This window comes from Kitasatospora sp. NPDC096204 (assembly GCF_044763205.1).
Taxonomy (GTDB): Bacteria; Actinomycetota; Actinomycetes; order Streptomycetales; family Streptomycetaceae; genus Kitasatospora.
Genome location: NZ_JBIWFT010000076.1, coordinates 1 through 11675 on the forward strand (window position 1 = coordinate 1; position 11675 = coordinate 11675).

General features: G+C 70.4%; 10 protein-coding genes. 7 read left to right on the forward strand and 3 right to left on the reverse strand.

The annotated features are described in order from the left end of the window. On the reverse strand, positions 1–801 hold an 801-nt coding region (locus tag ACIQ87_RS39720), incomplete at its 3' end, for a trypsin-like serine protease (RefSeq protein ID WP_402417076.1). A 342-nt stretch (positions 802–1143) separates the two neighbouring features. Then, positions 1144–1671 (reverse strand): hypothetical protein, encoded by a 528-nt coding sequence (locus ACIQ87_RS39725; protein ID WP_402417077.1) that lies wholly within the window; start codon positions 1669–1671, stop codon positions 1144–1146. A gap of 342 nt (positions 1672–2013) precedes the next feature. Between ACIQ87_RS39725 and ACIQ87_RS39730 the strand changes: the two genes are divergently transcribed. From ACIQ87_RS39730 to ACIQ87_RS39755, 6 genes are all read left to right on the forward strand, one after another. After that, on the forward strand, positions 2014–5760 hold the full coding sequence (locus ACIQ87_RS39730; protein WP_402417078.1) for a hypothetical protein: 3747 nt from the start codon (positions 2014–2016) through the stop codon (positions 5758–5760). A gap of 77 nt (positions 5761–5837) precedes the next feature. Further along, positions 5838–6356: a hypothetical protein gene (locus ACIQ87_RS39735; protein WP_402417080.1), complete on the forward strand. Its 519-nt coding sequence runs from the start codon at positions 5838–5840 to the stop codon at positions 6354–6356. Between the two features lie 488 nt (positions 6357–6844). Beyond that, positions 6845–7345 carry a hypothetical protein gene (locus ACIQ87_RS39740; protein WP_402417082.1) on the forward strand — a complete coding sequence of 167 codons (501 nt, stop codon included), beginning with the start codon at positions 6845–6847 and terminating at the stop codon, positions 7343–7345. 126 nt (positions 7346–7471) lie between these two features. Continuing rightward, positions 7472–8065 (forward strand): transposase, encoded by a 594-nt coding sequence (locus ACIQ87_RS39745; RefSeq protein WP_402417084.1) that lies wholly within the window; start codon positions 7472–7474, stop codon positions 8063–8065. A gap of 33 nt (positions 8066–8098) precedes the next feature. Beyond that, positions 8099–8764 carry a hypothetical protein gene (locus tag ACIQ87_RS39750; RefSeq protein WP_402417086.1) on the forward strand — a complete coding sequence of 222 codons (666 nt, stop codon included), beginning with the start codon at positions 8099–8101 and terminating at the stop codon, positions 8762–8764. A 111-nt stretch (positions 8765–8875) separates the two neighbouring features. Beyond that, positions 8876–9337, forward strand: coding sequence for a GNAT family N-acetyltransferase (locus tag ACIQ87_RS39755; protein ID WP_402417088.1), 462 nt, complete (start codon positions 8876–8878; stop codon positions 9335–9337). Positions 9338–9629: 292 nt separating this feature from the next. Here ACIQ87_RS39755 and ACIQ87_RS39760 read toward each other — a convergent pair whose 3' ends face one another. Beyond that, positions 9630–10070, reverse strand: coding sequence for a hypothetical protein (locus ACIQ87_RS39760; RefSeq protein WP_402417090.1), 441 nt, complete (start codon positions 10068–10070; stop codon positions 9630–9632). Between the two features lie 205 nt (positions 10071–10275). Between ACIQ87_RS39760 and ACIQ87_RS39765 the strand changes: the two genes are divergently transcribed. Beyond that, a complete protein-coding gene (locus ACIQ87_RS39765; protein ID WP_402417092.1) occupies positions 10276–11442 on the forward strand; it encodes a hypothetical protein in 1167 nt (388 codons plus the stop codon). Positions 11443–11675: the final 233 nt, after the last annotated feature.

Here is an 11675-nt window from a genome sequence, read left to right on the forward strand (position 1 = left end):
CTTGCTGTCAGCGCCGATGGCCTGCACGTGCAGGCCAGACCGGACCTCCGCCGTACGGGAACGCTGGTACCTCACCCAGTCACCGAGATCGTCGATACGGGAGCTGGAGGCGCCGGTACGGGTCTCGGTGGCGGGGGTGCCCAGGCAGCCGCCCTGCCAGGAGCGGGAGGCGACGGCGACCAGCTCGGCCTTGCCGTTCACCTCACGGACCGCCGGAGCGCCGGTGTCGCCCTTGCAGATCGCGGCGCCGCCGGTGCCGGTGGTACCGATGCCGGTCGCACTCACCGTGTCGAGCGAGAACACGCCGGTGTGCAGCTTCAGCGGCGCCCACTCGTCCTTGGTCCGACCGAAACCGGGCACCCGCAGCGTCTGCCCGGCCGTCGGGGCCGTGGTCGCCAGCGACAGCGGAGCGACCCCGTCCACGGGCGCGGACAGCCGAGCCAACACCAGGTCACGGTCCTGACGCGGCACCAACTCGACCACCTCGGCCGACTTCGCACCCACGGTGACGGTCGACTTCCACTTCGGCGCACCCGCCGCCAGCACCTGCGGCTGCGCCGGATCGTCCGAGAAGCACGACGCGGCGGTCAGCACCCAGTAGCGGTCCACCAGCGCACCCGTGCAGCCACGCAGGTAGTCACCGACCACCAGGCGCGCGGAGAAGGTGTACGAGCCGTCGGTGGCCGCATCTCCGGAGACGGCACCTGCCGGGGGCGTGGCGAAGGTGGTGAGTGCACCGGCGGCCGCGGCCGCGACCAGCACACCCGCCCGCCGGGAACGGGATGGGGTCTTGCGAGACATGAGGAATTCCCTGAGGAGAACGAACAGAAGCGGGACGCCCACAGCCCGGGCCGGCGTGAGTCGGTCGGCTCCGCTGACGGGGTGGTCCGGGGCGATCGGCGGGAGTGCCAGGGGGCGCCGGTCGATGCTGCCGGATTGCCGGGGGCTCAGGCGGGGCGGTGCCTGACGGCGGTGCCGTCGGTGCTGCGGGTGCCGAGGGTCCGTGAGGTGGGCACCGCGCAGATCCGTACTGCCGGTGGTGGGCAGTCGTCCTGCGACCGGTGCCGGTCGGCCGTTACCGAGGCCTGACGGCTCCTCGCCGGCCGCACGGCAACCGGCGAGGCCTGCGGGCAGGGACGGCTGTCAGCCGGTGACGCGCAGTTCGACGAGGACGGAGCGCTTTCCGCCGGGCAGGGTCTCGCCGACGGGCGCGACCGAGTTCGGGGCCACGTCGACCTGCTTCTCCTGGCCCGCGGCGGTGAGCTTGGCGCTGACGGCGCGGTCCTCGGTCCAGATGCCGTAGACGTCCGGCAGTTCCATGGCGAGGTAGCCCGTCTTGCTGTTGGTGGTGAAGCAGTAGCCGCGCTTGTCGAGGCGGGACTCGATGAAGATCTCGTTCGAGGCCTGGCAGTCGGTCGGCACCGTGTTCCCCGGGCCCTCCTTGAGCCAGATGTGCCCGTCGCCCTGCCGGAGCGTGATCTGACGCTCCTGCAGCAGGCGGTCGGCTCCGGGGTGCTGGAAGTCCTCGACGGCGACGGGCATCGCCGAGACGTCCGCCGAACCGCTCCCGGTGGCGGCCTGCGCAACCGTCAGGGATGCGACCCCGACGCCTGCGGCCAGAACGCCGACCGCGCCGACGAGGAAGGGCTTGCGGAAACGGGATATCTCCACGGTCGATCCTTAAATTCGAGGAGGCCTCATGGCTGATCTGCCGAGCCCTCACATGTGATTGATGTGAGTAAAGCATGTGTAAGGTATCAGCAATCGCATCCCCATAGGCCGCCAGGCGAATCGTGCAAGGACGACCGCCGAAGTGGGCCTTGATGATGCGTTTTCCGTGCCCGAATCCTCTGGTGACGTCCGCGCCTTGAGCCGATCGGCATCGCTTCCGGGTCCTAGTGGATCCGTGCACGTACTCAGATCTTCCCTTGAGAGGAATGTATTGTGAGGCATCCCTTGCGCTCCTTCGGAGCGTCAGGAACTGGCGGGGGGGATCGGCGCGGGCGAAGCCGGTTGACGGTCCTGCGCGGCGCCTGCGCCGTGCTGCTGCCCATGGCACTCGCGACCGGTCTGCTCGGTACCGTGCCCGCCGTTGCCGCGGAGCCCGACCCCGGCCTGGACATCACCATGCTGACGGAGCGGGGACGGGTCGTCACCCTGTGGACGAGCGGCGGCCCCGGGGTGCGGGCCGCGGCGGAGGCCGCGCTCAGCGGTACGGACGAGGACGTCAAGCGCTTCCTCGACACCGAGGCCGACGTCGCGGAGTACCACGACGACCGCGTCGACGCCTACCAGCTGCTCGGCCTCGGCGGGCCGGGTGTGCGCGAGGCCGCGACGAAGGCGGTGAAGGGTTCGGCGGACGACCTGCGCGCCTTCATCCGGGACGGCTGGAAGACCCCGTTGGAGCAGGACCGGCGGGTCGAGGCGTTCCAGCTCGTCGCCACCGGCGGCATCAGCGTCAGGGAGCAGGCCACCGCAGCCCTCAAGGGCACGCCCGAGGACGTCAAGAAGTTCCTCGAGCAGGGCCAGTACGACGCCCAGGAGATCGACAACCGGGCACGGACGATGGCGCTGCTCGGAAGCGGTGGTCCGGCGATGAGGGAGGCCGCCAAGGTCGCGCTGCGCGGCACGCCCGCCGACGTCGCCGAGTTCCTGCAGATGGGGCAGTTCGTGGCCCAGGCCAGGGACCAGGAACGCGCCACGATCTCGCAGCTGGCGGACCAGGCGGAGCAGGCCGGCGCCCAGGCGCAGGCCGCCAGCGACGCGGCCAAGGAGGCTGCCGCCAGCGCCGTCGACAAGTCGCGCCTGGCCAAGGAGTCGGCGGCGACCGCCGCGAAGGAGACCGAGGACGCGGGCAAGGATCTGGCCCGCGCCTCGGCGGCCGCGGCCAAGGCGGCTGCCGAGGCCCAGGCGGCGGCGACCGCCGCGCAGCAGGCGATCGCCTCGGCCGGTGCCGCCAACCAGGCCTCCCGCATTGCTGCCAGCGCCGCGGCCCAGGCGGCCAACGCGGCCAGCGGCGCCGCGCATGCCGCGGTCGGTGCCCGCAGGGCGGCCAATGCCGCCGCGTCGGACGCGAGCATGGCCTCCTCGGCGCGCCAGCGGGCCGAGGAGGCGCGCAACGCGGCCAGGGACGCCGAGCGGGCGGCGCAGGCGGCGGAACACGCCGGCAACGCCTCGAACGCCGCCGGCGACGCGGCGGACGCTGCCAGGAGCGCCAGCGGCAACGCGAACGCCGCCGCCGACTCCGCGGAGCGGGCCGCGAACCTGGCGAAGGCGGCCGGGGCCGGCTCCAACCGTGCGCAGCAGGCGGCGGAGCAGGCACGCCGCCATGCCAGGGAGGCCGACCGGGCGGCGAACGCTTCCGGGGCCCTGGCCCGGCAGTCCGCGGCGGCGGCCTTCGAGGCCCGGGACGCCGCCCGGAGCGCGGCCACGCATGCCCTGAACGCTGCCACCGCCGCGGACAACGCCGCCCAGCACGCAGGCGAGGCCGCTGGCGCGGCAGCCGAGGCCTCCCGGCAGGCCGAGGCGGCCAGGACGGCCGCGAACACCGCCAGCGAGGCGGTGAAGACCGCGAACGGTGTCTACGAGATCGCGCGGAAGACCGAGGCGGAGGACCTCGCGGCCCGTACCGCCGCTGCCGTCGAGATGGCCCGGGACATGAAGCTGGCCGAGGACGAGGCCACGTCCGACATGGGTTCCGTCCTCGCGGACTGGCGGACGCGGGAGGAGGAGGCCGCGGCCCTGGCCGCCGAGGCCGCCGGTTCGGGCGCGGAACCGAAGGCGCTCGCCGCCAAGGGGCGCAAGTCCGCGCTGCAGACGGTGAAGACCGGTGGCCCGTGGAGCCAGGAGGCCGCGATGGCCGCCCTGTCCGGGAACGACGAAGCCGTCCTGGACTGGGCTCGCAACGGTCGGAAGCGGGCCGAGCTGGAGGACATGCGCCAGAGCGTTCTGGAGATCGCGCAGGACAGCTCCGACGAGGCCGTGCGCACCGCCGCCGCCGAGGCCCTGAAGGGGGACGCCGCCCAGGTCGAGGCCTTCTACACCACCGGTCAGCACGAGGCCGCGGTCACCGACAACCGAGTCCGCGTCTACCAGCTGATCGCCACCGGCGACATCAGCGTCAGGGAGGCCGGGGAGAAGGCCCTGCGGGACGGGTCCCCCAAGGCCGTCAGCGCGTTCCTGTCCACCGGCCAGTACACCGCCCGTCAGATCGACGAACGGGTCCAGGCCACCCAGCTGCTCGCCAGCGGCGGCCCCGAGGTCCAGGCCGCGGCCAGGTTCGCGCTGGCCGGCACGCCCGACCTCGTCCACGACTTCCTGACCACCGGCCAGTACATGGCCGATCGCAAGGACCAGCTCGCGGCCACGCACGCGGGACAGATGCGGCGCCTGATCGCCGAGGCCTCCCTGACCGCGTCCAGGGCCCAGCAGAACGCGTGGGAGGCCACCGAGGCCGCGGCCGTGGCCAACAACGCCTCCGACGAGGCGAACAATGCGCGCAACCAGGCCCGCGCGTCGGCCGACCAGGCCGGCCGGTTCGCCGCCGACGCCCAGAGCTCCGCCCAGGACGCCGCGGCCTCCGCGACCCGCGCCTCCAAGTCCGCCACCACCGCCCGCAACGCCTCCCAGGCCGCCGCCCGCGACGCGAGCAAGGCCGCCTACTCCGCCGCCCGTGCCAAGGCCTCCGCCGCCCAGGCACGCTGGTCCGCCGACTCGGCCCGCGAGGCCGCGAACGACGCCCGGGTGTCCGCGGTCGAGGCCGGGAAGGACGCCGAGAAGGCCAGCCAGGCCGAGGAGGAGGCCTGGGGCTTCGTCGCCGAGAAGGGGCGCCAGGAGCGCGCCGCCGAGCTGAAGGCCGAGGAGACGAGGCTCCAGGCCGAAGCCAAGCAGCTCGAGGACGAGTTCAACAAGGAACTGGAGATCCAGATCCGGGCCGCGCTCGAGGAGGCCGCCAAGCAGCAGGAGGAGCAGAAGAAGAACACCTGCTACAGCGGCGGCGGCTTCAGTCCCTACTACACGTCGACGTGCGTGATGATGAAGGGAAAGAAGGCCGTCGTCGTCGACACCAACGAGGAGTTCAACAACGCCTTGAAGGAGGTCTTCAAGGCGGCCCTCGGCGTGGACAGCGCCGAGGAGTGCATCAAGCAGAAGAGCGTCAGCGCGTGTGCGGACGTCGCCGCGAACTTCTTCCCCCAGAAGAAGGCGCTCAAGCTCGTGGAGCTCTCGAAGAAGGCCGCGACCGTCGAGGAGGCCGCCAGGGCGTCCCGGCTCAACCGGCTGGTGCCGCCGGCGTGCACCTGGTCGCCGAAGAGCGTCCCGGCCGGGACGCGGGCGCTGATGCTGGACGGATCGGCCGCTGCCAAGCAGTGGAAGGCCTTCCAGCCCGCTGACGGCCTCGCCCTCAACTCCGTCCACACATACCGCGCACTCGCGGGTGTGACCCCCGCCCTCGCCGCCCAGAGCGGCGGCAGCGGCATGGTCGGTTCCAACGGCACGCAGATCACGAGTTCGACGGTGTGGCGGGGGCCCAACAATATTCGTATCGATGTGGAGAACCCCGACCCCGGTGGCCGGCCCGGCCAGATGCACCTGCAGGTGCAAATCAACGGGATGAAGTCGTCCGACGCTCCCAAGTATCAGTACAATTTCGAGACCGGTCAGTTCGACGGACTGCCGAAGAGCCTGCAGAAGGAGCTCGCGAAGACCGACTTCGGAAAGGGCATCAAGAAGGGGCTTGGCTTCCTTGGCGAGGCGTGCTAGTCCCGCGTCGGGTAGGGCCGACGGAGTCCACTCGGAGACGGAAGGGCCTCGGCGGCCTGATCGGATTGGATAGGCAAGTGAAGTTCAACGCGATGTTCTCGGACCTGGTCGAGCCGGAGTTCCTGAAGCGGGCGACGAAGGGAGACGTTCCGGAGCTCTTCCAGTGCGCGCTGGACGCGGGATGGGAAGTCGATCCGGGCGGGGCCTGGGTTCTCCGGCACTTCTCCGAGAGCTACCACGGGAATCGGTCGTCGTTCACCGACCTGACCGGATACGAAGCGGCGGTCAACGGTCGAGCCATTCCGGACCTCGATCTGGCGGACGACGATCCGGCGCGGGTCGAGACACTGGCCAGGCGAGCCTACGCGTTCGCCTGTAGCGCGCTCTTCGCTTTGCGCCAGGTCCCCGGCGCTCCGTCCGGAAGCGCGTACATCTCGATCGGGCCCGCCCTGTACGACGAGAACGTCGTCACCGGGAGCGTGACATTCTGCATGCAGCACGAGGGGGAAGCGCCCTACCTCGCGGACATTTCGCGGATGACGCTGTCCGGCGTTCTGGTGGTGGATTCCGAGGAATGCGCCGATCCGTTGCACTGAAGGCTCCGAAGGCTGTCCTCGGGCTGCAGATGTCCGTAGTCGAGTAGCCCGGATCCGCCGAAGCGGAGCGAACCGGAGAAGCCCCGCCAGACGACCTTGTGTTCTGGCGGGGCTTCCCGGCGTCTTGTGGAAGTCGTCGTCGGTGATTGCCGCATCGCTGCGTTCGGGTCGGCTGGTACGCGGCGGACTACCGGCAGACCGCCCCGGCGCCAACCTACCGCGCGGTCACGCCCGAACCGGTCACCTTTGGCACGACTTCGCCCCCCGGCGAGGGCCCGATAGCGCTGCCGGGAACCGCGCGGTACCCGCCGAGGCCTGCTTCGACGGCATGCCCGGGGACCAGGGCCGGGCCCGCCGATCGGCAGCTGTTCACCCGCACGGGCGACGACGCGCCGCCAGCGGATGCTTGGCCGGCGTGCGCCTTGCGCCAGCCTCGGGGCGCACCCCCCCCTTGACGGTGTGTCGGTGCCGACAGGCGCCCTGGACCGGTGCAGTACTGGCATCTGGTGGTGCCACCGACGGGCCGCTTCGCGAACGAGCGGGAACTGGCCGATCACGTCCTGGGCCGGCTGGACCCGCACTTCCACATCGAACGGGAGGTGCCCGGCCACTACCCCGGAGGGGAGGACGTCCGTCTCGACGCCGTGCTGCGCCCCCGCGACACCTCGGGGTGGTTCGACGCGGATCTGGGGTTCGGCGTCGAGTTCAAGCACCCAGAGAAGATCACCAGCTTCGGGGAGTTCGGCGCGCAGATCGCGCAGGCTTCCGACTACAACCACTGCACCTTCGACGGACACGGACGCTCTATCAGGCGGCTGGCCGCAGCCTTCGGTGACTTCCGGGTCTGTGGGGCATCCCGACAGACCCGGACCGAACCCGGTCGGGGTGTCATTCGTCGTCAGCATCGGCGTGCCGGCGCAGCGGGGGAGGAGGAGCGAGAGGGCGCCGGTGGCGAGCAGGATCAGGGCTTGCAGGGACGCGGTGACTGATGTGGCGTCGTGCAGTGGCCAGGCCCAGATGCCGGGTCTGTTGTGGACCAGGCCGAAGGAGACGCACAGGAAGGGGAACAGTGCGGTGGCCACCGTGGCGACGCCCCCGCGGTCGAGGAGCTGCTGGTGCCGTCCAGGCAGGGTGGCCGCGCGCTCGCCCTGTGGACCGGCTACCTGAACCAGCGGTGGAACGAGGGCTGCACCGACAGCGGACTACTCTTCCGCGAGATCCAGAACCTGGGCTACCGAGGCAGCAACCGCAGCGTCCGGCGCTGGCTGGAGCCGCTCCGCTCCTCGCCCGCACCGGCACCCAGACTGCCGACCGCACCGACCGTCCGGCAGGCCACCGGATGGCTCACCCGCCACCCCGACGCCCTGACCAGCGACGAAGCCCTCCAGCTCATGTATCTCCTGGCCCGCTGCCCCGAACTGGCCACCGCCTCCGAGCGAGTGCGCGACTTCGCCCGGATGATGAAGAACCTCGACGGCGAGCACCTGCCCGAGTGGATCGAGCAGACCGAGGCCACCGACCTGCCGCCCCTGCGCAACTTCGCCCGCCACCTGCGCCAGGACCTCGACGCCGTGACTGCCGGCCTCACCCTGCGCTGGAACAGCCCACCCGTCGAGGGACACGTCAATCGGATCAAATACCTCAAAAGGCAAGGATATGGACGCGCCAGCTTCGCCCTGCTACGTCGACGGATTCTCCTCGCATCCTGAACTCCCGCCAACCGGCTGGGGGAGACTGTCGGCATGCCCGCCACCGACAAGCTCGCCTCCTCAGGCGAGATCCACACCTACCTCGTTGCCCGCCTCAACGACACCCTGCGCCGACCGGGGATGTGGGGCGGAGAACTCGCCATCCGGCTGACGCTGGACCACCTCCTGCTCGTGGAAAGTCGGCGGGGAGCATGGGATGACGAGAAACGTGCCCTGGAGCGGCGCGAGGTCTGGCCCCCGACCGGCGTGACAGGGGCGTTCGAGCACTTCCTGCCGACTGGTCACGACACGAGCGTGGCCTCCGTCTATGCGGAATTCGCGCACCGGCAGGGATGGCTCAAGCTCGACCGGGCCCTGAGCACGAGCGAGTACGCCACTATGCTCGCCGAGATCGACACCTGGGCCGCCCAAGACCGGCTGTGGGCCGACGTGACCTCTGCCTTCGGCGCACCGTCAGTGCTTTTCGGCAGCACCAACCCCTACTACGGGAAGACGCTCGGCTACGCGACCGCTGACCGCTCCACCCCGATGCTGTTTTTCCACCTCTGGAACGGCACTGACCCAGACACCGAGCCCTCCTGGCCACCGAGCCACGAGCAGCCACTGCTCCTGGCAGCCCGCCGTGGTGACGCTCCGTTCACCACGAGCTTCACCTTCACCCCAGAAGGACGCCGCCGCCGACCAGCCCAGGACGAGTAGTCTCCGGGGCCTTACTGATCGCGGGCCGTTTACGCTGGGCGATCCCGAAATGTTGATCAGAGCCAATGGCTCCACCCCCACTGGCCGACCGAACTCCCCACCCCTCGGCTGTTGCTGCGCCCGGTGGAGACCGCGGACTTCCCACTGCTCCGTACCTTGTGGACCGACCCGGCGGTGCGGCGCTTCCTGGGCGGCCCCGTTCCTGCTGAACGCCTCGACCGGCGCTTGGCCGACGCCGCGAACCAGCGCGGCCACTTCACAGTCGTCCTCACGGAGGCCCGCCAGGCGGTGGGCCGGGTGACGCTCGACCCAGATCACCGGGCCGCAGGCCGGGCCGAGATCTCGTACGAGTTCCTACCTGCCTACGCAGGCCGGGGGTACGCGTCAGAGGCTGTGGGAGCCGCGCTCACCTGGGGCACTCAGGCGGCCCACGGCCATCAGCTGATCGCGGTCACCCAGGCCGCGAACGTCCGCTCCCGACGGCTGCTGGAGAGACTCGGTCTCCTCGCCACCGAGCACCTCGTCGAGTACGGCCAGAGCCAGGTCCTCTACGCCCTCGCACCTTCCGGGTGACCTTCCCCCGGTAGCGTCCAACCCGCACTGACGGTGCCGTACTGGGTACTACGCCAACGACCACGCCCGGCCCGACTGGGTCTGGCAACCGCCGAACGTCGATGACCACACTGGCGCCACCGACCGCGGCATCCGCGAGCCGTCGCATGTACCGACCATGCACCCGGCCCGACGCACTACCGCAGTGCGGACAGTCCGCACCTGCCGAGCTGGCCCGCGCATGCATCGTGACCACCCCGGCCGCAGTCCGCTCGACCACCTCGAGCACGTAGAGACCCGCTCGAGGAGATTGTCAGCGACCATGCGGCAGCAGATCGTGCAGCCCCGTTCGAAAAGCAGGGTGCGGATACTGTTCAGTGCCGCACCCCGGCATCTCGAGCTTCTTGAGCTGCCCGCCGACGATGTGGGAGACCAGCGGCACCGGGAGGGCGTCGGGCCAGAGGCCGGTGCGCTTGCCCTCCGTGAGCACGCGTCGGAAGGCGCCGGTGGATCCCCTGAGGCTTCGGCCGTTCGCCTTCAATTCGTTGGCGGCGCACTCGCCCTCGCCCTCGACGACCTGGAGCAGGATCTGCTGGGCGCGGGGCGGCAGGCGGTCGTAGTACGAGCGGGCACGCTCCGGCGTCCAGCGGTCGTCGGGCGCCGCGGTCACGACCGCTGCTGGCGTGGTGACGAGAGCGAGCAGCTTCTCCAGCACCTCGGGAGTCGGGTTCTCCACGGTGATCGTGATCTTCATGATGGCCACCCTCGCAGCTTGGAGCGCTGAAAACAAATAACCTCAGTAAACGCGTCACAGATGACGGCGTCGTCTCAGGTGCGACTTGTGTGTCAAGGCCTGTGTTGCGTCCTCTAACTGGATTTAGAGGACGCAACACACGACCTGGTACAGATAGGCTGTCCCGGACGGATCATCAGCCCGCTACGCCGGAAGGAGAACGCCCGTGGAAGCCGAGGCGTCGGACGGCCTGCCCGCCCTGGTGGATCGCTCCACCGAGGTCGTCGTCGCCGAGCTGGTGGACGACGGTCAGGCGCTCGCGCGGTTCGCGCACACCGGGGTCGACTCCAACGAGACGCTGACCGAGGACGCGGCCGACGACCTCGCCTCCGCCCGGCCGGCACGCACCAGCCAGACCTACGCCGAGCAGTGGCGCTACTTCGCCCGCTGGTGCGCCGACAACGGCCGCCACCCCGGGCCGCGCACCAGCGAGGCGAACATGGTCTCCTACATCTCCCACCTGCGCCGCCGCGGCGGACGCGACGGCACGGGCGCGCCCGTCAGCTCCCTGCGCCTGGCGATGGCCGCCATCCGCGACGCCAACGCCCGTGAAGGGTACGAGAACTGGCCTCCGAAGAAGGCGACCGCCGAACTGATCCGCAAGCAGGCCGCCGAACACGCCCGCGCCCGTCGCACACCGAAGTCGAGCCCGCCCGTCGACGCCGCCCGCATCGCCCACCTCCAGGAGGGCACGACCACCGACATCCCGCTCGCCCGCTGGCGCGACCTGACGATCCTGCACCTCGGCTACCGCACCCGCGCCCGCCGCTCCGAGCAGGCGGCCTACCGCATCGACTCCGTCGTCTTCGAGTGCCTGGACGACGGCACCGAGCAGATGGTCGTCGGCAAGCGCACGTCGAAGAACGACCACTGGTCCACCGGCCGCGAGTACGTCGTCCGCGACCCGGTAGCAATCACCGTCGTGCGCACCTACATCTCACTGCTCGCCGAACTCGGCCAAGCAGCACCACAGTTGCCACTGCTGCGTGGCATCACCCGCTGGGGCCGGCTCATGCCCGTCCCCGCCTCCGGAACCGGCATGACCGGCCACGCGGTGAACCGCGCCTTCAAGCGCATGGTCACTCGTACCCCCGGCTTCGATGCCAAGAACGCCACCAGCCACGGCCTGCGCGCCGGCGTCCCCGCCGACCTCGCCGCCCAGGGCTACAGCGCGGCGGAGATCCTGGTGATCACCGAGGACTGGAAGTCCACCACCATGGTCGAGAAGTACGCCAAGGCCGGCCTGCGCCGCGCCGGCAAGGACAACCTCGGCCGGGCCCAGCAGGCCCTCGACGCCCTGGTTGTGCCGCCACCGTCCCATCCCGCAGGGTAGGACAGGTCCGAACTCGACCTCGCTCGGAGTAGCACCTCCTCGTGCCGGAAAACGACGTCCCGATCCTCGCTGCCCACCGGCCTTCGCAGTCGATGGGCAGGTCATCTCCATCAGGCAGAGCGACCCCGCACCGTACTGTCAGACGGCTCTACCTTCTGAGCCGGGTTGGTCTGGTCATTCGTAGGGTTGGACCACCCAGGGGTGCTGGGTGTGGCTATCAGGCGGCTGCCGTT